Here is a 25,843-nt window from a genome sequence, read left to right on the forward strand (position 1 = left end):
GGGTCGGCCGACCGCGAGCCCATCCGGACCGGCACGTCCAGGGCCTCCAGCCGCTCGACGACCCGCCGGCCGGTCTTCCCGGTCCCGCCGAGGACGAGGACGAGACCGTTCTCCGTGGTGGTCGTGGTGGTGGTCGCCGCGGTGTTCGTGGTGGTGTTCGTCATGCCCTTGAGTCAACCGGCGCAGCCGCTCGTCCAACATCGTTGAGAAGCTCGGCTCCATACGCCGGCGTCCATCCCGTTCAGGCTGAACGCCCGGTCAATTCAGCGGCAGGCCCGCGGCGGCCGCGAGGCGAGGGGCCGTGGGAGGCAGGCCCCCGGTCAGTGACGCCTGGGCCACCGCGTAGAGGAAACGCAGATCCCCCGCGCCGGATCCGGGGAGTGTGCGGAAGAACGCTCCGGCATAGCCGAGATCATGCCCGGTCTTACCCCACACCGTTGTTCCGTTGCTGAGCTCCAGGCGTTCAAGGCCGAGGGCGTAACAGGCTTTCCCCTTATCGGATCCGATGGCGCAATCACTTGAGTCGGCGTAGGGGACGTCCGGCACGGCCATCATCTGCTTCGACTGTGCCGGCCGGAGCAATTTGCCGTCGAACAGGCCGGAGAAGAAGCGGTCGATGTCGCGGGGTGTGGAGATGATGCCGGTGTCGTCGCCGGCCTGTTGGCTGACGTCGACGAGCGTTCCTTTGCTGTTCGGAATGTATCCATGCAAGTAGGGATGGGGCATCGGCCGGATTCGACCTGCGGACGAGACGTCCGGAAGCGTTTGCGTCAAATGCAGAGGTCGGACGATCCGGGCGTTGAGCTCGTTCGCAGAGGAGTGCCCGGTCCGCTTCTCGATGAGGTCGGCGACGATCCGGTAGTTCAAGGTGTTGTACGACTGCTTTGTGCCGGGCGCGAATTGTGGACCGGGCCAGGGCCGACCCTTGGGACGCAAAGCCTGCTGGATGAGCCGGCTGAGCGGCTGATACTTCTGTCTCTGGGCGATCACTTGATCGACCGACTCGGCGGCACCGCCGGCGTTCGGCAGACCACTGGTCATGTCGAGGAGTTGCCGGACGGTGATGGGCTGGTAGCGATCCGGCAGCAGCCCGGGAAGATAGCTCTGAACAGAGCGATCGAGGTCGATCACGTGTTCGGCACTGAGCTGAAGGGCGATCGTCGCCACGAACGTTTTGGAGATGCTGCCGATCCGGAAATGGGCGTTCAACGCAACGGGCTTGCCGGTCACAGTGTCCGGCGCCTGCCCGGACCACTGCCGGTCCCCTTGCCGCACGCGGGCGACGACCCCGGCCACGTGATCATTCGGCTGGATGTCGATCGCCTTCTGCAGCGCCACCGGATCCAATCCGGTCGCCGTGTGCGTCGAGACGCCCGCGATCCTTCCCGCCGCTGTCGGCCCGGTCGCGCCAAACGTCGGCTCGGTCGCGATGGCGGCGACCGCGAGTGAGGCCACACCGGCTAGCGCCACTGCCGTACGGCGCCTGAACGTTCCTGTCATCTGTGCCTCCTTCTGAACCCGGCTGTTCAGGAACGATCACCAGCGTGCCGGTCGGCGAGATCATCGTCGGTAACGGTGATATCCGACTTGGAGGTGGTGCTGGCTTCACCTTCGAAGCCGCGGGAAGCGGCACGGCAGAGGGGCGAGGAGACCTACTCTTCGTCCGAGTCTTCGAGAAGCTCGCGCACTTCGACGACCTCGGTCGGGACGTCTTCCGTGGGCCAGTTCGCGGCGAGAGCCTGGATCAGCGGACGGTGCTCTTCGAACGTCTCGCCCCGTGCGAGGACCAGGGCGGCGGCCGCCTGGATCTCCGCTTCCGGGCAGCGGGTCGCGCTCAAGAGGGCGTCGACGGAGTTGCCGCTCGGAACCTCCGCCAGCAGATACAGGGCCTGACCGCGCTCGCTCATCGGGACGGCTTCGTCGCACACGATGTCCCCAAGGGCCTGGACGAGCCGGGGGTGGGAGTGCTCGATGGACCAGAGCACGTCCCTCACGGTGTCGAGGACCTGGTCGCGAAGCGGGCCGGCGCTCTCGAGCGAGTCGGCGAGCACGGACAGGTCGTCCTTCGCGGCGATCCCGAGCGCCGACAGGGCGGTGAGATGGGCGGCGTGGGGGCCGTACTCGCGGCTGAGTTCGGGCGGGGACGGCGGCTGCCGCAGGATCTCCTGTATCAGCGTGAGGACGAGCGCCCTCGCCGGTCGCCGCGCCTCTTCGCCACCTCGTGCGAGGGCGCCCGCCGGGTCCCACCAATGGTCCAGGGCGATGCCGACCGCGGCCACGTCGCCGCTCTCGAGCATCGTGCGCATGGCGGCGTGATACGACTCGTCCACCGTGGGGAGGCGCAGCCTTTTGTGCGCGGCATGCAGGTCCGGGTCCTTCAGCCGGAGCCCCTTCCAGTGAACGCTGTGCGGTTTCCCGAAGACGAGGTCGACGGGGTTCTTGCCCCAGAAGCGCGCCGGAGGACGCTCCTCCCAGCTTTCGGCGAGGTCTTCCATGACCGCACGGTGGCGGTCCAGGCCGCCGGTCCGCACCAGGTAGGAGACCGCGTGCACCTGCACGTGCGGCTCGCCCTCGCGGATCGCACGCAGAAGGACGTCGTCGGCGCCCGCGCCGAGCCCGTCGGCCAGGATCCGGATCGCCGTCTCCTTGGTACCGCGGGAGACGGAGGACGGGTCGAAGATCACATTGCTCACCGCCTCGACGAGGCGGGCGTCCGCCGTCTCGGTCTCGTCGAAGAGCCCGTACGCCATCCAGATGGCCTCATGCCGAACGGTGTCGGAATCCGTCCGGCCGAGGATGTCGACCAGCAGATCGGCGTCCTCCGGTTCCGCGTGCTGCGCCCCGATCATGTGCAGCGCGCTCACCTCGGCGGGCGAGAGCGGACGACGGAGCACCTCACGTGCGCGCTCCAGAACCTCGGGCAGGTAGGCGTCCGCCAGGTCGGAGTCGTCCAGGACGTGCCGCAGCCCCTCCGAGTCCTTGTAGTGGTCGAGCGCGATGCCCACGGCGACGGGGTCGTCGCTGCGCAGCAGCGTGGTGAACGCCTCCAGGCACGTCTCGTCGGTCAGCGGGAAACGCAGCTCGTCGTGAGCGGTCCGGAGGGCCGGATCGTTCAGGCGGGCGTCCTTCCAGAACGTGCTGTGGAAGCCCGCGAGCGCATCACGCACGTCCCTGGAAAAGAGGCCCGCGTCCTCCGGCCAGGAGTCGACGAGCTGCTGGAGCAGCTCGCGATGCACCCGGACCTTCTTGGGCGATGCCAGCTGCCCGGCGGCGCTGACCTGGACCTGGACGTCGCCGGACTTGGTAAGGCGGACGAAGAGCGCCTCCACCTCGGGCATGTCGAGACCGCCCAGGGCATGGATCGCGGAGCCGCGATCCCGTGCGTCCAGGCTCTCGTCGAGCGCGATCGCGCGGACGGCCGCCAGGAGCCGAGGGTTGGGTTCCTCCGCGTCCTCGAGAGCAGTGGACGCGGCCATCACCCCCTCCTCCCGCAGCTCGGGATCGGAGGTGGTCTCCAGGATCGCGGCGATCCGGTCGGCGTCCTCGTCTTCCCCGAGGTGCCACACCATGGTGAGCGACCAGGAGAGCGCCCGATGCCGGTTCTCGTCGTCGAGTGCGGAAGCCCGGTCGAGGAGGTCGCGGGCGACGAACAGTACCTCGTTGTCCAGCGGCCGGTACGGGTTGTCCACTCCCCACCTGGTGTCCGCCTGCGCCTGCTGGTAATCGCTCAGCGCATCGCACACGACACCGAGGTCGCCGCTGTGCAGCCGCTGACCGAACTCCCCGAGGAACGACGCTTCATCGCCGTCCGGCATAGAGCCTCCTCCATGATCGGCTCACCAGGCTGGCAGACCCGTCCGCTCACGTCCTCCCGTTTTCAAGGCCCCCCTTCGCCCAGCCGAAGCCGGATCGGTCGCGGTGTCGCGCTTCGGACTCTGCCGCTCCGCTGAGAGTTCTTTGTGGATATCGGGTGGCGGATGCGCGGAGCCACCCGTGCGCGCATCGGTTCGGCGGGTTCAGGGCTCGGCCTCTCAGAAAGCTCACAGGAACGCTCCGGGAACGGCCAGGGACGGCTGCCAGGCTCGGGGGTCGTCGCCGCGGTGCCGCCTCTTCTCAGGGCGGCCGCCTCCGTTCGGCGGAGGAAGTCCGGCCTGCGAGCCGGCAGCGGTGCGGTCCCGTAGTCGATGTGATCTGGAGCCGATCTCCGTGGCGAGTGTGCTGTACAGAGTGGGCCGGTTCTGCTTCCGCAGGCGCTGGTGGGTGGCCGCGGTGTGGGCGGCCCTGTTCCTCCTGATCGGCGTGCTGGGTGCACGAAGCCCCGCCGCGCCGCCGAACGACTTCTCCATGCCGGGCACCGAGGCGCAGCACGCCTACGACCTCCTCGACCAGCGGTTCCCCGACCTGAACGCCGACGGCGCCACTGCGCGGGTGGTCTTCAAGGCCGAGGACGGCAAGGTCACCGACGCGGCGAACCGGCAGGCCGTCGACAAGGCCGTCGGTGAGCTCGGCAAGGAGCCGCAGGTCGCCCGGGTCACCGACCCCTACCGGACGGGAACGGTCAGCAAGGACGGCACGACCGCCTACGCCCAGGTGTCCTACACGGTCTCCGGCACTGAGATGTCGGATGAGGCGCGCGGTGCGCTGCTGGACACGGTGCGGCACGCGGATTCGGCGCGGCTGGACGTCGAGGTGGGCGGCAACGCCGTCTCGTCGCCCGGCGGCGGTCACTCCGCCGAGGCGCTGGGTCTGCTGGTGGCGGCGGTCGTCCTGGTGATCACCTTCGGCGCGCTGCTGGCGGCGGGGCTGCCGCTGCTCACGGCGCTGCTGGGCGTGGGGCTCGGGATCGGCGGGATCAAGGCGCTGTCGGGCGTCCTCGGGCTCGGCTCGACGACCTCGGCGCTGGCGACGATGATCGGGCTGGCGGTGGGCATCGACTACGCCCTCTTCGTGGTCTCGCGCTACCGCGGTGAGCTGGCCGCCGGGCGCGACCGTCGGGAGGCCGCCGCGCACGCGGCCGGCACCGCCGGATCGGCCGTGGTGTTCGCGGGGCTGACCGTGGTGATCGCGCTCGCCGGGCTGTGCGTCGTGGACATCCCCGTGCTGACGCAGATGGGCCTCGCCGCCGCCGGGACGGTCGCGCTCGCCGTGCTGATCGCCGTGACGCTCGTCCCGGCGCTGTTCGGGATCGCGGGCCGCCGTGTCGGCCCGGCGCGGGACCGGCGTCGCCGCGGCGCCGGCGGCTCGGCCAAGCCCGCACTGGGGGTGCGGTGGGCGCGGTTCGTGCTGCGCCGCCCGGCGGCCCTCCTGCTCGCCGGAGTCGCCGTGCTCGCGGTTCTGGCCGTTCCGGTGACCTCGCTGAAACTGGGCCTGTCCGGTGACGAGAGCAAGCCGACGTCCACCACTCAGCGGCGCGCCTACGACATGGTCGCCGAGGGCTTCGGGCCCGGCTACAACGGACCGCTGACGGTGGTCGTCCAGCCCGACGGCTCCGCGGGCGGCGATGCCGGTGCCGTCGCTCAGCGGCTGGCCGGGAGCATCCGCGACGTCCGCGACGTCGCGGCGGTCAAGCCGCCGGTGGTGAGCCCGTCCGGCGACACCGCCGTGCTGACCGTGATACCGGCCTCCGCGCCGGGAAGCGCGGCGACGACCGATCTGGTGCACGCGTTGCGCGCGCCCGGACTGGCCCGCGACGACCACGCCCGCGTCCTGGTCTCGGGCTCGACCGCGATGAACGTCGACGTCTCCCAGAAGCTCGCCGATGCGCTGCCGCCCTACCTCTCGCTCGTGGTCGGGCTGGCCTTCGTGCTGCTGATCGCCGTGTTCCGGTCGGTGCTGGTCCCGCTCAAGGCCGCGCTGGGGTTCCTGCTGTCGGTCGCGGCCGGGCTGGGCGCCGTGGTCGCGGTGTTCCAGTGGGGCTGGCTGAGCGGCCCGCTCGGTGTGGCCGAGCCGGGCCCGGTGATGTCGATCATGCCGATCTTCCTCATCGGCGTCGTGTTCGGGCTGGCCATGGACTACGAGGTCTTCCTGGTGACCCGGATGCGCGAGGCGTACGTGCACGGCCGCTCGCCGCGGGAGGCGGTCGTCGCGGGCTTCGAGCACGGCGCCCGGGTGGTCACCGCCGCCGCCCTGATCATGATCTCGGTCTTCGCCGCGTTCCTGGGCTCCGACGAGCAGATGATCAAGACGATGGGGTTCGGGCTGGCGGCCGCCGTGGCGGTGGACGCGTTCGTGGTGCGCATGACGCTGGTGCCCGCGGTCCTGGCGCTGCTCGGCGACCGCGCGTGGTGGCTGCCCCGGTGGATGCGGCGCTCGGTCCCGGACCTCGACGTGGAGGGCGCGCGGTTGACCGGGCCGCCCGAACGTCCGGCCGACGGGCCGGCGCCCGCGGACGCCGGGGGCGCGCAGGTCACTGCGCCGGCCCGCAATTCCTGACCTCCCCTCCGCAATGACGATCAGAGGAAGGAGATCGATGATGGCTGCTCGACATGAGACGTCGGCGGCGCCCGATTCCCTGCGGGGCTGCGCGACCTGGCGGCACATGACCGAGGGCGTTCTGGCCGCGGCCGGAGCACTCGCCGCGATGGCGCTCACCGCGGCGGCGGCGATCACGGCGATGGGCGATCCGATCGCGCCGCTCACCCGGCTGGTGCCCACCCTGGTGAGCATGGCGGTCGGCGGCAGGGTCACCCTGACCGGCGGCTCCGGCGGGGACCCCGGCGGCGCGGCGGGGATGCTCGGCGGGCTCGGGCTCGGAGGGGCGTCCGGCGGCATGAGCCTCGGAGCGGCCGGGCACGTCGCCGCGGTGCCGCTGATGCTGACGTTCGTCGGAACGGTCGTGCTGGGAATCCTGTTCTTCCGTCCGCTGCGCCGCCGCGTCCGCGCCACCGCCGGCCAGTTCACGGCCAGGGTCGCCGGGACGCTGCTCGCCTGTGCCTTCGCCGTACCGGTCGTGGCGTCCCTGGCCCACGGCACGGCTCAGTTGCCGCATGCGCTGACGGAGCGGATGGGCAAGGGCGGCTCAGGCCGCGGCCTCGGTGGTGGCGGGCTCGGCAAGCTCTTGGGCGGCGGTGGCGGTGGCGGCGGTGCGTTGTCGAAGGTCGACTTCCACACCGACATCGTCATGACCACGCTCCTCGGACTGGGCTGGGCGATGGCCGTCATCGCGATCGGATGCCTGGTCGCCCGCCGGACGCGGCTGCCCCGCCCCATCGAGCAGAGCCGGGCGCGCCGGTGCTGGAACCCCGTCGCGTCGGCGTTGACCGGGGTGTCCACCGCCCTGTGCTCCCTTCTCCTGTTCACGGGCCTGCTCGCCGCCGGCGCGGCCTGGGCGGGACGGGAGCAGGCGGGCAAGGCCGCGGGCGGGCTGCTGCTCGCCGGGCCGAACCTGCTGGGCGTCCTGCTCACGTCCGGAGTGGGCGAACCGTGGCAGGCCGGGGTGCACCGTGAGCAAGGGCAGGCCGGCGGCATGATGGGGATGCTGGGCGGCATGGGCGGCATGGGCGGCGGAAGCGGTGCTGACGGCGGGGGCGGCGACCGGATGATCTCGCTGCCGGGCTGGTCGGGGAGCGGGGTGCCCCTGTGGCTGATCGGCCTGCTGCTGCTCACGGCGATGCTGCTGGTCGCGGGCTACCTGGCGGCGGGGCGCGCCCCGGCCCGGTCGCTGCGCCAGGACGTGCAGGCCATGGTGGGCCGCCACATGGAGTCCGGGCTGCGCGCCGCCGCCATCGTCTGCGGGTCCGCGCTGGTGATGTGCTTCCTGGCGCGGGGAACCCTTCAGATCGGCTTCCGCGTCATGGGCACGGAGATGGGCGGGATGAAGGCCGCGCTGGACGGAGCGGTAGGGATCTCCGCCCTCGGCGCTCCCTGTGCGGCGGTTCTCGCGGTCTGCGCGGGCAGCCTTCTGCAGGGCCGCCGGGCGCGGCGCCGGACCCGGCGGGCCGGGCACGGCACCGGAGCCGCCCGGCGGTCGCCGCGTGGCGAGAAGGCCCTCGCCGGGCCGCCCGCACGCCGATGACCTGCTCGATTGTCGATGATGTGCCGGGGGCAGGATCTGTCATGAGCGACAAGGCTTCACTCAGTAAGGCGGCAGAGCACACGATGACGGCGTCGACCGGCCCGTCGGACACGGCGGAACGCAAGGACCACCTGCTCGTCGTGGACGACGAGCCGACCGTCCGGGAACTGCTGCGCACGGCACTGCGCTACGCGGGCTTCGAGGTGGACGCGGCCGAGACCGGCGGGGAGGCGCTGGAACTGGCCGAGCGCCGCCCGCCCGACCTGATCCTGCTGGACGTCATGCTCCCCGACATGGACGGCTTCGAGGTGATCCGGCGGCTGCGGGCGATGCCGCAGCCGTTCCGCGACGGCCGCGGCGGTGAGGTGTCCGTCCTGTTCGTCACCGCCCGCGAGGACCGCCAGGACCGCATCCGGGGGCTGCGGCTCGGGGGCGACGACTACATCACCAAACCGTTCGACCTCGAGGAGCTCGTCGCCCGCATCCACGCGGTGCTGCGCCGGACCAGGGGAGAGCGGCCGAGCCGGCTCGTGGTCGGCGACCTGGTCCTGGAACCGGAGAGCCATCACGTCGCCCGCGGCGGGCGCACCGTGCCGCTCTCGCCGACCGAGTTCCGGCTGCTGCACTTCCTGATGGCCAACGCCGGGCGGACCATGTCCAAGAGCCGGATCCTGCTGAGCGTGTGGGACTACGACTTCGGCGGTGACCCGAGCATCGTCGACACCTACATCAGCTATCTGCGGCGCAAGGTCGACACGCGGGAACCCAAGCTCATCCACACGGTCCGCGGCGTGGGGTACATCGTGCGCGGGCCGCGGCCGTGAGACGCCCCGGACTCCGGCACCCGCTGCGGCGGCTGTCGCTGCGCACCCGCCTGCTGTGCCTGTCGATCGCGCTGGTCACGGTGGGGCTGGTGGTGGCGGGGGCGGTCGTCGGCACGGCGCTGCGCGGCTACCTGCAGGACCGGGTGGACGACCGGCTCGTCCTGACCGGCCAGATCGCCGCCCGGGTGCCCGAGCCGGCCGGCTCCGGGGCGCCGCGGGAGACGCGGACGCTCAGCGTGCTCGGCGACACGGTCGTCACCTTCCTCGGCCCCGACGGGTCGGCGCGCAGGGTCTTCGATTCCAGCACCCTGCCGCCGGGCGGCGGTCCCGTCCTTCCCCGGCTCGGCACGGCCGCCGTCGTGGCCCGGCACGGGAGCCCGTTCACCGTCCCGGCCCGTGACGAGGACCACCGCTGGCGGGTGATCGCGCTGCCCCGGCAGCCGGTCGCCGGGGAACCGGGCGGCGCGCCGGCGGGGAGCGTCGTCGTCGCGACGGCCCTGGACGAGGTGGACCGGACCGTCGCCAGGACGCGGGCCGTCTCGCTCATCGCGGGCGTGGTGCTGCTGGCCGCGCTCACGGGGGCCGGCTGGTTCGCGGTGCGTTCGGGACTGCGCCCGCTCACCCGGATCGAGGAGACCGCGGCCGCGATCGCCGCGGGGGACCTCTCGCGCCGGGTCCCCGAGTCCGCCGGCCCGCACACCGAGGTCGGGAGCCTCACCGCGAGCCTGAACGGCATGCTCGCCCAGATCGACGAAGCCTTCCGCGGCCGGGCCGAGGCCGAGGCGCGGATGCGGCGCTTCTTCGCGGACGCCGGCCACGAGCTGCGCACGCCCCTGGTCGGGATCAAGGGGTACACCGATCTCTACCGGATGGGCGCGCTGCCCGACCGCGCCGACATCGACCAGACCATGAACCGGATCGCCGAGGAGTCCGCGCGCCTGACGCGGCTGGTGGAGGACATGCTCCTGCTCGCCCGGGTGGACGAGGCGCGGGTGGACGAGGAGGCCGCGCCGCACCGCGCCCGCCCCGACCCGGCCTTCGGCCTCGACCCGACCCCGATGGACCTGCGCACGCTGGCGGCCGACGCGCTGCACGACGTCCGGGCGCTGGACGCCGACCGTCCGGTCACTCTCACCGGGCCCGGCGGCGGCCGTCCCGCCAGCGCCCCCGCGCTGGCGGACGAGGCCAGGCTGCGGCAGGTCGTCGCGAACCTGGTGGGCAACGCGGTGGCGCACACGCCGGCGGGAACGCCGATCCGCATCGGCGTGGGCACCGAGCAGGGCCGGGCCGTGCTGGAGGTCGCCGACGAGGGGCCCGGGCTGACCGACGAGCAGCGGCACCGCGTCTTCGACCGCTTCTACCGGGCCGACGACTCCCGCAGCCGGACCGTCGGCGGCGGGTCGGGTCTCGGCCTGGCCATCGCGCACGCGCTGGTCACCGCGCACGGCGGCCGTATCGAGCTGGTCACCGCGCCCGGTACGGGCTGCACCTTCCGTGTCCTGCTCCCGTCGGAGGAGAAATAGCGGTGCCGCGGTTCCGGAGCCTTCCCCCGTTTCCCATCCACCTTCCGAACCTGAATCCATTGACCGCTTAAACCGCGTGGTTTAAGGTAGGGGACGTGACGACGCAGACGTTGATATTGCTCACCGCCGAGCGGCTGTTCGCGGTCCAGGGCATCGACGGCACTTCGCTGCGGCAGATCAGTGTCGCCGCCGAGCAGCGCAATACCGCCGCGGCCAAGTACCATTTCGGCGACCGGGAGTCCCTGATCAAGGCGATCTTCCGGCACCGGCTGGACGTGATCGACGCCCGGCGGCGCGAGCTGCTGAAGTCCGTGGGGGCGGCCAGCGGCACCCGCGCGGTGGTCGAGGCCCTGGTCCGCCCGCTGGCCGAACAGGCCGCCCGGCCGGGCAGCCACTACGTCCGCTTCCTGAACCGGCTCTTCGAGCATGTGGGCCGGCAGGTGGGCGCGCTGCCCGAGGCGGGCGGCCTCGAGGAGGCCGTCGCCGCCGGCTGGCTGCTCACCGAGCGGATGGCGCATCTGCCCGAAGCGCAGGCGATGCTGCGGATCCGCTGGACCGGTGAGCTGATCCTGTCGGGCATCGCCGACCTCGAGCAGCGCTGCCAGGACGGCCAGGACGGCGAGGGCGACGACCCCGAGGAGCTGACGGTCGCGGTGATCGACGCCGTCACCGGACTGCTGACGGCTCCGTCGTCCTTTCCGGCCCCATAGAACGGCTCGAATAACTCCAGAATTCCGACGTGCGCGTCCCGGCCGCCCGGCCGGTGGCGCGAGCGTGGCCTTGCGCTGCCCATGTGAATTTCAATTCGAATGACCAGAGAACAGAACTGGCGGGCATTGTGGCCCGTGCGGCCGATGACCGCGAAATGGCAGGAGGTCCACCCGTGAGCGGTGAGAACCAAGAAATGCTGCACCACGACCCCGAGCACCAGGACCCCGAGCATCACGACGAGCAGGAGAGCGCCGCCCGCAACCCGTCCAGCCAGTGGATGGAGCCGGGCGACCGCAGCCCGAGCGAGGCCAAGTTCTTCTGGACGGGCGGCCCCGTCGAGGTCGCTCCCGACACCTGGTTCGCCTCCACCGGGTCGGGCGTCACCGCGTTCGCCACCGGCGAGGGACTGGTGCTCGTCGACTCCGGGACCCGGCTGTTCGCGCCCGACATGGCCGAACGGATCCGGGACCGCACCGACCTCCCCGTGCACACCGCCGTGTACACCCACGGGCACGTCGACCACGCCTTCGGCCTCGGCGCCTTCCTCTACGAGGGGCAGCCCCTGCCCCGCATCATCGGGCAGGCCGCGATGGCCGAGCGCTTCAACCGGTACGAGCGCACCCCCGAGCACAACACGGTCATCAACAGCCGCCAGTTCGGGGGCCGGGCGGACGACCCGACGTTCCGCGCCGACGAACTCCGCTTCGGCGCCCCGGAGCATCCGCCGAACCTCTACTACCAGGACGCCATGGAGCTCTCGGTCGGCGGCGTGCGCTTCGAGCTGCACGCCTGCAGGGGTGAGACCGACGACCACACGTGGGTCTTCTGCCCGGACCGCGGCGTGCTGTGCCCCGGCGACCTGATCATCTGGGGCGTCCCCAACGCGGGGAACCCGCAGAAGGCGCAGCGCTACCCCTGGGACTGGGCGCAGGGGCTGCGCGCGATGGCCGCCACCGGCGCCCGCTCGATGTGCCCGGGACACGGCGGCCCGATCGTGGACGACCCCGGCCTCGTCCGCCGCGTCCTGCTGGAGACCGCCGGCCTGCTCGACCAGATCGTGGAGCGCACGCTGGAGGCGCTGGAGAACGGCTCCCCGCCCCACGTGGACGTGGTCCGCGCGGTGAAGCTCCCGACCTCCGCGTCCCCGTGGCTCCAGCCCGTCTACGACGAGGCGGAGTTCATCGTCCGCAACGTCATCCGCTACTACGGAGGCTGGTGGAGCGGCCGCCCCAGCGAGCTCAAGCCCGCTCCCCGCCAGGACGTCGCGGTGCAGATCGCCGACCTCGCCGGGGGCGTGCGCGCACTGCTGGAACGCGCGGCGTCGCTCGCCGCCACGGACCTCCGGCTGGCCTGCCACCTGGCCGACTACGCCCTGGAGGCCGCACCCCGCGACGAAGGCGTCCGCGCCGAGGTCGCCCGGATCTACACCGAGCGCGCGGCCGGCGAGCCGGGGCTGATGGCCACCAACATCTACCACTCCGCGGCCTCCTACGCCCAGGCGGGCCGCCCGTTCGCCTGACCTGCCGGAACGAAGGACCCGGCCATCTCGTCCGCTGAACCGCACACCATGAGGAGACGACGTGAACCCCGTCGACACCACCATCGACCTCAAGTCGGCGCGCACGACCGGAAGGGCCCCGAGTAAGGGCCCGCGGCCCGCGCTCGACGCCCGCGAACTCACCACCGGAGGCACCGGAGAGCCGTACGCGCACCTGGACCCCGTCCCGTGCAGCGCGACGATCGGCGCGGAGATCCCCGGCATCGACCTGTCCCGCCCGCTGGACGAGCCGGTGCTCGCCGAACTCCGCCGGGCGCTGCTGGAGTACAAGGTGCTGTTCTTCCGTGACCAGCACCTGACCGGCGCGCAGCACGCCGCGTTCGCCCGGCACTGGGGCGAGCCGCAGATCCACCCGTTCCTCCCCAAGGCCGGCAGCCCCGAGGTCGTCCGGCTGGCGCACGACGCCGAGTCGCCGGGGGTGGAGAACATCTGGCACAGCGACGCCTCGTTCACCGGCACCCCGCCGTTCGGGTCGATCCTGCGGGCGGTCGAGGTGCCCGACATCGGCGGCGACACCATGTGGGCCGACATGGCGGCCGCCTACGACGGCCTCCCCGAGGACGTCCGCACCGCGATCGATGGGCTCACCGCCACCCACGACTTCACCCAGAGCTTCGGCACGCTGATGACCGACGACCAGCTCGCCGAGGCCCGGGCGAAGTATCCGGCCGTCCGGCACCCCGTCGTCCGCACGATCCCGGAGACGGGCCGCAAGCTGATCTACGTCAACAGCGTCTTCACCGCCCGCATCGACGGCGTCGGCGAGGCCGAGAGCGCCGAACTGCTCGACCTCCTCACCGACCAGGCCCGCCACCCCGAGTACCAGGTCCGCTTCCACTGGAGGCCGGGCTCCATCGCGTTCTGGGACAACCGCGTCACCCAGCACTACGCCCTCTGCGACTACTACCCCCGCCGCCGGGTCATGGAGCGCGTGACCATCACGGGCGACCGCCCCAGCTGACACGAGCCGGGCGGCCACCGAGCCCCGCACGCACCACCGAGCCGGACATGTGACACCTCCGGCCCGCACCCCCTCCCGGGGCGAGCAGCGCGCCCCCACGTCCCGACCATCGCTCTCGGGACGCTGATCGGCACCGGCGAGACGGCCGGTCCGTCCACCCCCTCACCGCATCGGCGGCATGCCGCTCCGGCTCCGCGATGCCGTCCATGGCCCGGCCCCTCCTCGTCCCGAACGACGCCGGCCACTTCTCACCCGCATCCCAGGACACGCCACGGGTGGGCCCTTGCACGCCATCCCCCCAAGGAGAGTGAACCTTGCGCCATCCCAGAAGCCTGGCCGTGGCGGCCGTGCTGGCCTGCACGGCGACGCTGGCAGGCTGCCACCAGTCCTCGGAAGCGGGTGGGAAGGCCGGCGACGACCTGACGCTCGCCGTCCCGATCCCGATGTCGTCCTTCGACCCGGCAAGGCTGAACACCGGCTCCGGCCTGCTCTACTGGCAGGCCGTCTACGACACGCTGGTGCGGCTCGACGCGCAGCGGCGGCCCGTGCCGGGGCTCGCCACCTCCTTCAAGTACAGCGACCACCAGACCGAACTGACCCTCGACCTGCGCAGCGGCGTGACCTTCAGCGACGGGACGGCGTTCGACGCGCAGGCGGCCAAAGCCAACATCGACCGCTTCCGCAAGACCGACGGGCCCAACAAGGCCATGGCCGCCTCCATCGAGCGGGTCGACGCGGCGGGGGCCGGCCGTTTGGTGCTGCACCTTTCCGAACCGGACCCCGCGCTGCTGTCGAACCTCGCCTCGGCTCTCGGCGCGATGGTCTCACCCCGCGCGCTGGCCGCCGGGACCGTCGCGCAGAAGCCCGTGGGAACGGGCCCGTACCTCTACGATGCGGCCGGCTCACGCGCCGGAACCACGTCCTACACCCGCAACAAGACCTTCTGGGACGCGAAGGACTTCCCCTTCGGCCACCTGAAGATCGTCGCCCTGACGGACCCGAACACCATCCTCAACGGCCTGAAGGCAGGGCAGATCGACGCCGCCCCGATCAGGCCGGCGCAGCTGAAGTCGCTCAAGGCGCGAGGGATGTCGAGCGCGACGTTCTCGACCGGCTGGAAGGGGCTGGTCCTCGCCGACCGCGCCGGAAAGACGCTGCCGGCCCTGGGCAAGGTGCAGGTGCGGCAGGCGATCAATCTGGCGCTCGACCGCGACCTGTTCTCCAGCACCATCGTCCCGGGCGGAGCGCAGAAGACCGACCAGATCTTCGCGAGCGGCACCGGGGCGTACGACGCGTCCTTGACCGGCATGTACCCGCGGAACGTGGCCAAGGCGAAGACGCTGATGGCCCAGGCGGGCTACCCGCACGGCTTCTCGGTCACCATGCCCGACCTCACCGCGTTCGCCGGCACCCCCGCGCTGAACACGGCGATCGACCAGGAACTCGGCGCCATCGGCATCAAGGTGTCCTGGAAGAAGGTGCCCGCCCAGCAGATCCTCGAGTCCATGCAGCGCGGCGAGTACCCGATGTTCTTCACCGCGCTGTCCTCGAAGACGCCCTGGGAGGACATCCAGGCCTCGGTGCTGCCCGGCGCGGCCTGGAACCCCTTCCACTCCTCCGATCCGGAGCTGGCCGGCCTCGTCCGCACCGCGCAGCGCGCCGCCCCGGGCGCGGCGCAGGACGCGGCGTTCAAGGCGGTGAACCGCTGGCTGGTCGACAACGCGTGGTACGCGCCGGTCATGGCGCCGCTCGAGACCTGGGCGTCCGCGCCGGGCCTGCGGATCGGCGCGCAGAGCCAGGGCAGCCCGCCCGACCTCGTCCGCTTCCAGCGGTCCGCGAGGTGAACCGGTGAGGGCATCGACGCACCGGGCGGCGGACGCGGGGGAGGGGCGATGACGAGAATCCTGGTCAAGCGGATCGGAGCGGCCGCCGTCCTCTGGGCGGCGGTGGCGACCGCCGCGTTCTTCCTCACCGGCCTCGGCGGCTCCGACCCGGGGCGCGCCATCCTCGGGCCGTCCGCGACGAGCGCCGCCGTCGCCGCGCAGAACCACGAGCTCGGCGTCGACCGGCCGCTGCCCGCGCAGTTCACCTCGTGGGCCGGCGACCTGCTGCACGGCGACCTCGGCCGGTCGTACCTGACCGGGCGGCCGGCGATCGAGGGACTCGGGCAGCGCCTCTCGGTGACGATGTCGCTGGTCGGGCTGAGCCTCGCCGTCGTCGTCGGGCTGAGCCTGCTGCTGGCCGTGCTCGCGGCCACCGGGCGCGCCGGGATCGACCGCGCCGTCCAGATCCTGTCGCTCACCACCCACGCCGTCCCCGGCTACCTGCTCGCCCTGCTGCTGCTCACCGCGTTCGCGGTCGAACTGCCGATCTTCCCGGCCTTCGGCTACGTCCCGCTCACCGCCTCGCCCGGACGCTGGCTGGCCGCCCTGGCGCTGCCCGTCACCGCCGTCGCGCTCGGCGGAGTCGCGGGCGCGGCCCTCCAGGGCCGCGGCGCGCTGATCGACGTGCTGGAGTCCGACTACATCCGCACGCTCCGCTCGCGGGGCGTCCCGGCGCGGTCGGTGCTGCTGCGGCACGCGCTGCGCAACGCGGCGCCGCCCTGGCTGACCTCGCTCTCCCTGGCCTTCGTCGCGATGCTCGGCGGCGCGTTCATGGTCGAGAAGGTCTTCGCGCTCCAGGGCCTCGGCACCCTGGCGGTGGACGCGACGGTCGCCGGCGACCGGCCCGTGATCATGGTGCTGGTGCTGCTGACCGGCGGCATGGTGATCCTGGTCAACCTGCTCACCGACCTCGCCCAGATGTGGCTCGTCCCGAAGGCGCGCACGGCATGAGCGCCGCACCGGCGCGACGGGCGTCCCCGCTGCGCGCCGCCGTCCGCAACCCGCTCACCGTGGCCGGGCTCGTCCTGCTCGCCGTCACGCTCACCGCCCTCGCCGCCGCGTTCGTCATCGGGTGGGTGGACCCGTCGGGCCCGGCGAAGGCGAACCTGCACGGCCTCAACGCCCCGCCGGGCACCCCCGGGCACCTGCTGGGCACCGACAACGGCGGCCGCGACGTCCTGATCCGCCTGGTGGCGGCCACCAAGGCGACGATGCTCGGCGCGGCCGTCGCCCTCACCGTCGCGGTGGCGCTCGGGGTCCCGGCCGGGCTGGTCGCCGGCTACCGCGGCGGGTGGGCCGAGACGGCGCTGGAATGGCTGGCCGGGCTGGCGATGTCGCTGCCCTCGCTGATGGTGCTGATGGCGATCATCGCGGGTCTCGGCACCTCGATGTGGATCAGCATGACGGCGCTGGGCTGCATGATGGCCCCGGCCGTGTTCCGGCTCGTCCGGGCGCAGGTGCACGCGGTGCGGCGCGAGCTGTACATCGACGCGGCCAAGGTCGCGGGGCTCGGCGACGCCCGCATCATCGCGCGCCACGTCCTGCGCGTCGTCCGGGCGCCCGTCGTCCTGATGGTCGGCGTCATGTCCGGCGTCGCCGTCACGGTGCAGACCGGACTCGACTTCATCGGCCTCGGCGATCCGTCCACGATCACCTGGGGCCGGATGCTCAGCGAGGGGTTCGAGGCGCTGGACACCAACCGTCTGCTGTTCGTGTGGCCGGGGCTGGCGATGGTCTCGACCGTCATGTCGTTCCTCCTGCTGGGCAACGGGGTCCGCGACGCGCTCCAACGCGCGGACACCGCGACGCGGCCGCGCGGGCGTGACCGTTCGCCGGCGTCCCGGCCCGTCCCGCCCGCCGTTCCCGGTCCGAGGCCGAAGCCACCCCGTCCGGACGAGCTGCTCAGCGTGTGCGACCTGGTCGTCGGCTATCCGGACGGCTCCGGTGGACTCGTGGAGGTGGTTCGCGGCGCCACGCTCGGCCTGAACGCCGAGAGCACGCTGGGGCTCGTCGGCGAGTCCGGCTCCGGCAAGACGCAGACAGCCTTCGCCCTGCTGGACCTGCTGCCCCGGCAGGCGACGATCCTCTCCGGCGAGATCCGGCTCGACGGCGTGGACCTCCTGAGCCTGCCGCCGGCGGAGCGCGAACGGACCGTCCGGCGCACGATCGCCTACGTGCCGCAGGAGCCGATGAGCAATCTCGATCCGGCCTTCACCATCGGCCACCAGCTCACCGAGCCGCTCCGGGCTCGGGGCGTCGGCCGGGCCGAAGCGCGGGCCCGCGCCCGCGGTCTGCTGGCCCGGATGGGGATCAGCGACCCCGACCGCGTCATGCGGTCCTACCCGCACCAGATCTCGGGCGGCATGGCACAGCGCGTGCTGATCGCCGGAGCCGTCGCGACGGAACCGCGGATCCTCGTCGCCGACGAGCCCACCACCGCCCTGGACGTGACCGTGCAGAGCGAGATCCTCGACCTGCTGCGCGGGCTCCAGGCCGAGATGCGCATGGCGATCCTGCTGGTGACGCACGACCTCGGCGTCGTCGCCGACCTGTGCGACGACGTCGCCGTGATGCGGGCCGGCCGCGTGGTCGAGACGGCACCGGTGGACGTCTTCTTCCGCGCCCCGGGCCACGAGCACTCCCGCGCCCTGCTCGCCGCCGTGCCCGACGAAGGCCACGTGCGACCCGACTACGACGCCGAAGCGGCTTCGGCGGCGTGGGACCTCGCGTACGCCCGCAAGACCTCGGCGTCGCCCGACAGGAGCCTTGGAGGTGCCGGCCGGTGAGCCTGCTGGAGATCGAAGACCTGGTGGTGCGCTATCCGGGGCGGGGCCGCCGCGCCGCGCCGTTCACCGCCGTCGACCATGTGACGCTCGACGTCCGCAAGGGGGAGACGGTCGGGCTCGTCGGCGAGTCGGGCTCGGGCAAGACCACCGTGGGCCGCGCCGTCCTCGGGCTCGCGCCCGTGTCGTCCGGCCGCATCCGCTACGACGGCGGCGAGATCCACGCCTGCACCCGGACCGGACGCAGAGCGCTGGCGGCCCGGATACAGGTCGTGTTCCAGGACCCGTACACCTCCCTGAACCCGGCGATGAGCGTGGCGGACATCCTCAGCGAACCGCTGGTGGCGGCGGGCGCCGGGAAGGCCCGGGCGCGCGGGCGCGTCGGCGACCTGCTCGACCGGGTCGGGCTGCCGTCCGACGCGGCGGACCGGTACGCCCGCGAATTCTCCGGCGGCCAGCGGCAGCGGGTCGCGATCGCGCGGGCCCTGGCGCTGGACCCCGAGCTGGTCATCTGCGACGAGCCCGTCTCGGCCCTGGACCTGTCCACCCAGGACCGGATCCTGCGGCTGCTGCTCGACATCCAGCACCGGACCGGCATCGCCTACCTGTTCGTCTCGCACGACATCGCCGTCGTGCGGCATCTCAGCCACCGGGTGGCGGTGATGCGGCGAGGGAAGGTCGTGGAGTTCGGGACCTGCCGCCAGGTGACGTCCGAACCCGCGCACGGCTTCACGGAGGAGCTCCTGCTGGCCTCTCCCGTGGCCGACCCGCTCCGGCAGCGCGAGCGGCGGGAGCGCCGCCGCGCCCGCCGGCGCACCGACGTGGACCCGCGGCGACAAGGAGCGTCCTGATGAAGGCCATCATGGTCATGTTCGACACGCTGAACCGGCGTTTCCTGCCGCCCTACGGTGCGCAGGGGATACACGCCCCCAATTTCGAACGGCTCAGCCGGCATGCGGCGACGTTCGACAACTGCTACGGCGGCAGCATGCCGTGCATGCCCGCACGGCGGGAACTGCACACCGGCCGGTACAACTTCCTCCACCGTTCCTGGGGGCCGCTCGAACCGTTCGACGATTCGGTCCCCGCGCTCCTTTCCGGTGCCGGCGTCTACACGCACCTGACCACCGACCACTACCACTACTGGGAGGACGGCGGCGCGACGTACCACAGCCGGTTCGACAGCTACGAGCTGTTCAGGGGCCAGGAGGGCGACAAATGGAAGGGGCAGGTCGCTGACCCCGACATGCCGGACAGCTCGCTGGGCCGGGCCGGGTCGCTCGGCTGGCGGCAGGACTGGATCAACCGGCGGCACATGCCGACCCCGGAGACCCACTCCCAGACCCGGACGGTGGACGCCGGCCTTGAGTTCATCGAGACCAACCACGGCAGCGACCGCTGGTTCCTGCAGATCGAGTGCTTCGACCCGCACGAGCCCTTCTTCAGCTACCCCGAACATCGCGCTCACTATGTGCACGACTACGAGGGCGAGCATTTCGACTGGCCCTCCTACGGGCGCGTCGTCGAGGACGAGGGGACGGTCGCCCATCTGCGCGCCGAGTACTCCTCCCTGCTGACCATGTGCGACATGTCGCTGGGTCGGGTGCTGGACGCGATGGACGCCCACGGGCTGTGGGACGACACCATGCTCATCGTCTGCACCGACCACGGCCTCCTGCTCGGCGAGCACGGATGGTGGGGCAAGTCGGTGCAGCCCTGGTACGACGAGAACATCCACACCCCGCTGTTCATCTGGGATCCGCGCAGCGGCGTCCGCGGCGAGCGCCGGGAGAGCCTGGTGCAGACCATCGACTTCGGGCCGACGCTGCTGGAGTACTTCGGCGTGGAGCGGACCGCCGACATGCGTGGGGTGCCGCTGGCCGCCACCGTCGCCACCGACCGTCCCGTCCGCGAGGCGGGCCTCTTCGGCAACCACGGCGGCCACATCAACGTGACCGACGGCCGGTACGTCTACATGCGGGCGTGCGCGACGCCCGCGAACCGGCCGCTGGACGAGTTCACGCTCATGCCCGCGCACATGACGGCCCGGTTCTCGCCCGCGGAACTGCGCGGCGCCGAGCTGGCCGAGCCGTTCTCCTTCACCAAGGGGGCGCCGGTGCTGCGCGTCCCCGGGCTGGGCTGGGGGAGCCCCCACCATTTCGGGACGCTCCTGTTCGACCTCGAGAACGACCCGGAGCAGCGCGAGCCACTGGCCGACGACGAGCTCGAACTGCGGATGGCCGGGCTGCTGGTGGAGCTGATGCGGGAGAACGACGCCCCGGCCGGCCAGTTCGAGCGCATGGGCCTGCCCGCCACCGGGGACGTGGGCCCCGACCACCTCCTGGCCCGGGCGCAGCGCGAGCAGGCGGCGTCGTCGTCGGCTCCGCTCCCTCCTCCCGAGCTGTTCCGGTCCGAGGGCCTGGGCGTCCTGACCGAGCTCGGCAGGCTGCTCGACGATCCCCGTGGACGCCAGGTGATCGAGAGGCATCTGCCGCTGCTGGCCCATGAAGGCTTCCGGCCGAAGATCGCGCACTTCTCGCTGTACAAGCTGGCGGTGACGACCCCCTCCATCAGCGTGGAGTTGCTGCACAGGATCGAAGCCGAGCTGGCGCCCGCTCCCTGCGGTGCCGACACCGAGCGCGCCCTCCGCGACCGCGTGAGGCTGCTCGACCTCCCTTCGAAGGTCCGGCTCCTGACCGGCGCGGACTTCTGGACGCTACCCGGCGACCCCGTCGTGGGCCTCCGCCCGCTGGTGCTCTCCGACGGCCCGGCCGGTGTCCGCGGCGAGGCGCGGGCCGGCTGGGAGCCGTCGCTGAACCTCCCGTCCGGCAGCGCGCTCGGCGCGACGTGGGACGCCGGCTGCGCTCGGCGGTACGGGGACCTCCTCGGTGAGGAGGCGCGCCGGAAGGGCGTCGACGTCGTCCTCGGACCGACGATCAATCTGCACCGCTCTCCGTACGGGGGACGCCACTTCGAGGCCATGTCCGAGGACCCGCTGCTCACAGCGGTGCTGGCGGCGTCGTACGTCGAGGCCCTGCAGGCGCACGGCGTCGCCGCCTGCCCCAAGCACTACGTCGCCAACGACTACGAGGTGGACCGGCACACCGCCAGTTCCGAGGTCGACGAGCGCACCCTGCACGAGGTCTACCTCGCCCCGTTCGAACGCGCGGTGACCGAGGCCGGCGCCTGGGTGGTGATGTCGGCCTACAACGCCGTCAACGGCACCACGATGAGCGAGCATCCGCTGCTGCGCGACCCGCTGAAGTCGGCGTGGGGGTTCGACGGCCCGGTCCTGTCCGACTGGGTCGCGGTGAAGACGACCGACGAGTCGGCCCGCTCCGCACAGGACCTCGTCATGCCGTCCGTGCTCAGCCCCTGGGGCGACGCCCTCGTCGGCGCCGTGCGGGCGGGGAGGGTGCCCGAGGCCGCGGTGGACGAGAAGGTGCTCCGCCTCCTGCGCCTCGCGGCCCGGGTGGGCGCGGTCGACGGCGTCGAGGCGGCACCGCGCGAGACGGTGACGCGCGCCGATGCGGCCGCCGCGGCCGAGGCGGTCACCGGTCTCGCGGTCGAGAGCATGGTGCTGCTCCACAACGACGGCGTGCTCCCGTGGGCGCCGGCACCGCGCTCCATCGCCGTCATCGGCCCGTCCGCCCTGGCCGCCCGCACCCAGGGCGGCGGCAGTGCGGCGGTCACGCCGGAGCACGTGGTCTCGCCCCTCGACGGCCTGCGCAGCAGGTTCCCCGACGCGGACATCGACTTCCACATCGGCACCGCCGCTCCGAACGGGGTACTCCCGCTCGTCCCGGACCGGATGCTGGACCCGGTCTCGGGACGTCCCGGCATGCGCGCGACCCTCACCGACGCCGCGGGGAACACGCTCTTCGACGAGGTCGGGAACCGCAGCGAGGCGTCCTGGCTGGGCACCCTCCCGGACGGCGCGACCACGCTCGTCCTCCGGACCCGGTACACGCCGGAGTCGTCCGGGAGGCACCTGCTCGGGGCGGCCTGCACCGGCGCGGTCCGGGTCGACCTCGACGGATCCACCGTGATCGAGGAACACCGCACCACCGGCGACATCGCCCGCGCCCTGTCGGCCCCGCCGGTCGCGACCGTCCCGGTCGAGCTCACCGCGGGGGCGCCGGTCGACCTCACGCTGACCTACGACCTGACGACCGCGCTGCCGATGGTCTGCACGGTCGCCCTCGGGCTGGCGCCCCTCCCCGGGACGGAGGAGGAGATGATCACCGCCGCGGTCGCCGCCGCCGAGCGGTCCGAGGCCGCCGTGGTCGTGGTCGGGACCGGTCCCCGCGACGAGAGTGAGGGCTTCGACCGCACGACGCTGGCACTGCCGGGCCGCCAGGACCGGCTCGTCGACGCCGTCACCAGGGCGAACCCGCGCACCGTGGTGGTCGTCAACGCCGGCGGCCCGGTGCTCATGCCCTGGCGCGAGCAGGCCGGCGCGGTCCTGCTGGGCTGGTTCGGCGGGCAGGAGATGGGCACCGCGCTGGCGCGCGTCCTGGCCGGGGATGCAGAGCCCGGCGGACGCCTGCCCACCACCTGGCCGGACGACGAGGAATCGGTGCCCGTGGGCCCGGACCGTCCCGTCGCAGGGAAGGTCCACTACACCGAGGGCCTTCACGTCGGCCACCGGGCGTGGCTGCGTTCCGGCGCGCAACCGGCGTACTGGTTCGGGCACGGCCTGGGCTACACCAAATGGAACCTGTCCGGCCTGCGCGCCCCGGAGCGCGTCGCTGCGGGCGCCGACGTCCCGCTCTCGCTGACGGTGGAGAACAGCGGCGAGCGTCCCGGCAAGCAGGTGGTGCAGGTCTACCTGAGCCGGGACGAGAGCGAGATCGAGCGCCCGGTCCGCTGGCTCGCCGGATTCGCCGCCGTCCGGCTCGGCCCCGGCGAACGCCGCACCGTGCACATCGACGTCCCGGGACGCGCCCTGGCGGCATGGACGGGCTCGGGCTGGTGGCACGAACCCGGGACCTTCCAGGTGCACGTCGGCACCAGCATCGCCGACGCCCCGCTCACCGCCCGGATCGACGTCACCGCCTGACCTTCCCCGCGCTATGCGATCGCTTCGGAACGGACACCGACCATGACACGACCCAACTTCATCATCTTCATGCCGGACCAACTGCGCGCCGACGCGGTGGGAGCCTTCGGCAATCCGCTCGCGCGCACACCCAACCTCGACCGGTTCGCCGCGTCGGGAACGCTGTTCACACAGGCGTTCGCGCAGCACTCGGTGTGCTCCCAGAGCCGCGCCTCGATGTTCACCGGCTGGTACCCGCACGTCGCGGGGCACCGCACGCTGACCAACCTGATCAAACCGTGGGAGCCGAACGTCTTCCGCAGCCTCAAGGAGAGCGGCTACCACGTCGCCTGGCTCGGCCCCCGCGGCGACACGTTCGCCCCCGGCGCGACCGAGCTGAGCGTCGACGAGTACGGCTTCTGGGTGGCCCCGTCCGTCCGCAGCTTCGGCGGCCCCGAAGAGGACCCCGACGAGCTGTGGAGCCGGCTCTTCTACAGGGGCCGCCGCGACGAGGACGCCGCGCTCGACTACGACGAGGCGGTGGTGCGCTCGGCGGAGAAATGGCTGCGCAACCCGCCCTCCGAGCCGTGGGTCCTGTTCCTTCCGCTGCTGTTCCCGCACTGCCCGTTCACCGTGGAGGAGCCGTGGTTCTCGCTGATCGACCGGTCGGCCATGCCCGCCCCGGCCGTCCGCGACCCGCGCGACGGCGGCCATGAACCGCGCTTCATGGCCGCGATCCGCGAGCGGTACGGCACCGGACGGGCCACCCTTGAGCACTGGCAGGAGCTGAAGGCGACCTACTACGGGATGGTCTCGCGGGTCGACGACCAGTTCGGACGGCTTATGCGGGCCGCCGAGGACGCCGACCTGCACGATCGCACCGTCAGCCTGTTCTTCACCGACCACGGCGAGTACCTCGGCGACCATGGGCTGATCGAGAAATGGCCTGCCGGCCTGAACGACTGCCTGGTCCGCGAGCCGCTGATGATCGGCGGCGGCGGGCTGCCCGGCGGGCGGCGCTCCGGGGCGCTGGTGGAGATGGTCGACCTGGTCCCCACGCTGCTCGAACTGGCCGGAGTGAACGCGGAGTACACCCACTTCGGGCGGAGCCTGGTGTCCCTCCTGACCGACCCGGACCGCCCGCACCGGACGCACGTCTTCTCCGAAGGCGGCTTCACCCTGGACGAGGAGCCGCTGCTGGAGCGCAGCCCCTTCCCCTACGACCTCAAGGCCGCCCTCCAGCATGAGGACACCGCGCTGGTCGGCAAGGCGACCGCCGTGCGCACGCACGAGTGGACGTACGTGTACCGCCTGTACGAGGCCGACGAGCTCTACCACCGTCCGAGCGACCCGAACGAACTGCGGAACCTGGCCGCCGACCCGGACCGCGCCGATCAGGTCGCCGCGCTGCGCGAGGAACTGATGCGCTGGCAGATGGCCACGAGCGACGTCGTCCCCTGGGAGCCCGACCCCCGTTTCCCGCCCGTCGAGCTGACGCCGGTCGAGGAGCAGGCGAAGGCCCGGATGATCGCCGGCTGAGCCATGCGCGCCGACCATGTTCGGAAAGGACAGCCGATGCCCGGCACCGAGATCTCCGCGTGCTGCGCGCCGTCCGCGCGTCTCCGCCCAGAACCCGCGGCCCCTTCCTTGGGGGAGCCGCGGCGCCGGTTCAGTGCAGGGCGCGAACTGCATGAGGCGGTCCTTCTGCCCGGAGGCGACTTCCTCATGGGCACCGACGACCGGGAGGGCTTCCCCGACGACGGTGAGGGGCCGGTGCGCCGGGCGAGAGTCGAGCCTTTCCGCATCGACGTGTACACGGTCACCAACGAGCGCTTCGCCATGTTCGTCGACGACACCGGCTACCTCACCGACGCCGAACGGCTCGGCTGGTCCTACGTGTTCGCCGGATTCCTCCCCGCGGCCCTGCGCGGGGCCTCGCCGCGTCCGGAGCGAACCCCCTGGTGGTGCGGGGTCTCCGGGGCGAACTGGTGGTGTCCCGAAGGCCCGGGGAGTTCCCTGGACGGGCGCGCGGACCATCCGGTGGTGCACGTGTCCTGGAACGACGCGCTCGCCTACTGCCGGTGGGCGGGGGCGCGGCTTCCCACCGAAGCCGAGTGGGAGTACGCCGCCCGCGGCGGGCTCGAACAACGCCGCTACCCCTGGGGCGACGAGCTCGACCCGAACGGCGAATACCGCTGCAACATCTGGCGCGGCCGATTCCCCACCAAGAACACCGCAGCCGACGGATACCGCGGGACGGCGCCGGTCGACGCGTTCCGACCCAACGGATTCGGGCTGTACAACGTCTCGGGAAACGTCTGGGAATGGTGCGCCGACTCCTGGAGCACCGAGCACGGCTCCCACCGGGCGGCCGGCACCGCGAAGGTCATGCGGGGCGGGTCGTACATGTGCCACGACTCCTACTGCAACCGCTACAGGGTCGCCGCCCGCACCCGCAACCAGCCCGACGCCTCAGGCGGCAACACCGGATTTCGCTGTGCCGCAGACCGGCCGAGCGCCCAGGCGTGACAACAAGCCCGGATCC

At 72.2% G+C, this 25,843-nt stretch carries 16 protein-coding genes; 14 read left to right on the plus strand and 2 right to left on the minus strand.

Going from position 1 to position 25,843, the window contains the following annotated elements; all coding sequences use genetic code 11:
- Positions 1–258 precede the first annotated feature (258 nt).
- Both J4709_RS48410 and J4709_RS48415 read right to left on the minus strand, forming a co-directional pair.
- The gene (locus J4709_RS48410) at positions 259–1,500 is read right to left on the minus strand and encodes a serine hydrolase domain-containing protein (RefSeq protein ID WP_208252265.1); all 1,242 of its coding nucleotides are present in this window, start codon (positions 1,498–1,500) and stop codon (positions 259–261) included.
- 152 nt (positions 1,501–1,652) lie between these two features.
- Positions 1,653–3,815, minus strand: coding sequence for a hypothetical protein (locus J4709_RS48415; RefSeq protein WP_208252266.1), 2,163 nt, complete (start codon positions 3,813–3,815; stop codon positions 1,653–1,655).
- A 400-nt stretch (positions 3,816–4,215) separates the two neighbouring features.
- Between J4709_RS48415 and J4709_RS48420 the strand changes: the two genes are divergently transcribed.
- From J4709_RS48420 to J4709_RS48485, 14 genes are all read left to right on the plus strand, one after another.
- Complete coding sequence (locus J4709_RS48420; protein ID WP_307802129.1) at positions 4,216–6,432, plus strand: MMPL family transporter; 2,217 nt, start codon at positions 4,216–4,218, stop codon at positions 6,430–6,432.
- 40 nt (positions 6,433–6,472) lie between these two features.
- Positions 6,473–8,014, plus strand: coding sequence for a streptophobe family protein (locus J4709_RS48425; RefSeq protein WP_208252268.1), 1,542 nt, complete (start codon positions 6,473–6,475; stop codon positions 8,012–8,014).
- A 41-nt stretch (positions 8,015–8,055) separates the two neighbouring features.
- Positions 8,056–8,838, plus strand: coding sequence for a response regulator transcription factor (locus tag J4709_RS48430; protein ID WP_372442245.1), 783 nt, complete (start codon positions 8,056–8,058; stop codon positions 8,836–8,838).
- Positions 8,835–10,361: a sensor histidine kinase gene (locus J4709_RS56045; protein ID WP_208252269.1), complete on the plus strand. Its 1,527-nt coding sequence runs from the start codon at positions 8,835–8,837 to the stop codon at positions 10,359–10,361. Before J4709_RS48430 ends, J4709_RS56045 begins: the two co-directional genes overlap by 4 nt.
- A 95-nt stretch (positions 10,362–10,456) precedes the next feature.
- Positions 10,457–11,071, plus strand: a complete 615-nt coding sequence (locus J4709_RS48440; RefSeq protein ID WP_208252270.1) for a TetR/AcrR family transcriptional regulator — start codon at positions 10,457–10,459, stop codon at positions 11,069–11,071.
- A 173-nt stretch (positions 11,072–11,244) separates the two neighbouring features.
- A complete protein-coding gene (locus J4709_RS48445; RefSeq protein ID WP_208252271.1) occupies positions 11,245–12,591 on the plus strand; it encodes an alkyl sulfatase dimerization domain-containing protein in 1,347 nt (448 codons plus the stop codon).
- A 61-nt stretch (positions 12,592–12,652) separates the two neighbouring features.
- Positions 12,653–13,591, plus strand: a complete 939-nt coding sequence (locus J4709_RS48450) for a TauD/TfdA dioxygenase family protein (RefSeq protein WP_208252272.1) — start codon at positions 12,653–12,655, stop codon at positions 13,589–13,591.
- Between the two features lie 314 nt (positions 13,592–13,905).
- Positions 13,906–15,435, plus strand: a complete 1,530-nt coding sequence (locus tag J4709_RS48455; RefSeq protein ID WP_208252273.1) for an ABC transporter substrate-binding protein — start codon at positions 13,906–13,908, stop codon at positions 15,433–15,435.
- A gap of 48 nt (positions 15,436–15,483) precedes the next feature.
- Positions 15,484–16,425: an ABC transporter permease gene (locus tag J4709_RS48460; protein ID WP_208252274.1), complete on the plus strand. Its 942-nt coding sequence runs from the start codon at positions 15,484–15,486 to the stop codon at positions 16,423–16,425.
- Positions 16,422–18,260 (plus strand): dipeptide/oligopeptide/nickel ABC transporter permease/ATP-binding protein, encoded by a 1,839-nt coding sequence (locus J4709_RS48465; RefSeq protein ID WP_208252275.1) that lies wholly within the window; start codon positions 16,422–16,424, stop codon positions 18,258–18,260. The genes J4709_RS48460 and J4709_RS48465 overlap by 4 nt, the downstream gene beginning before the upstream one ends.
- Positions 18,257–19,108: an ABC transporter ATP-binding protein gene (locus J4709_RS48470; protein ID WP_208252276.1), complete on the plus strand. Its 852-nt coding sequence runs from the start codon at positions 18,257–18,259 to the stop codon at positions 19,106–19,108. Before J4709_RS48465 ends, J4709_RS48470 begins: the two co-directional genes overlap by 4 nt.
- A complete protein-coding gene (locus tag J4709_RS48475) occupies positions 19,108–23,319 on the plus strand; it encodes a glycoside hydrolase family 3 C-terminal domain-containing protein (protein ID WP_232385201.1) in 4,212 nt (1,403 codons plus the stop codon). Before J4709_RS48470 ends, J4709_RS48475 begins: the two co-directional genes overlap by 1 nt.
- Positions 23,320–23,361: 42 nt before the next feature.
- Positions 23,362–24,837 carry a sulfatase family protein gene (locus J4709_RS48480; protein WP_208252277.1) on the plus strand — a complete coding sequence of 492 codons (1,476 nt, stop codon included), beginning with the start codon at positions 23,362–23,364 and terminating at the stop codon, positions 24,835–24,837.
- Positions 24,838–24,873: 36 nt separating this feature from the next.
- On the plus strand, positions 24,874–25,827 hold the full coding sequence (locus tag J4709_RS48485; protein WP_208252278.1) for a formylglycine-generating enzyme family protein: 954 nt from the start codon (positions 24,874–24,876) through the stop codon (positions 25,825–25,827).
- Positions 25,828–25,843 lie beyond the last annotated feature (16 nt).

Source organism: Actinomadura violacea (genome assembly GCF_017573465.1).
In the GTDB taxonomy this organism is placed as follows: domain Bacteria; phylum Actinomycetota; class Actinomycetes; order Streptosporangiales; family Streptosporangiaceae; genus Spirillospora; species Spirillospora violacea.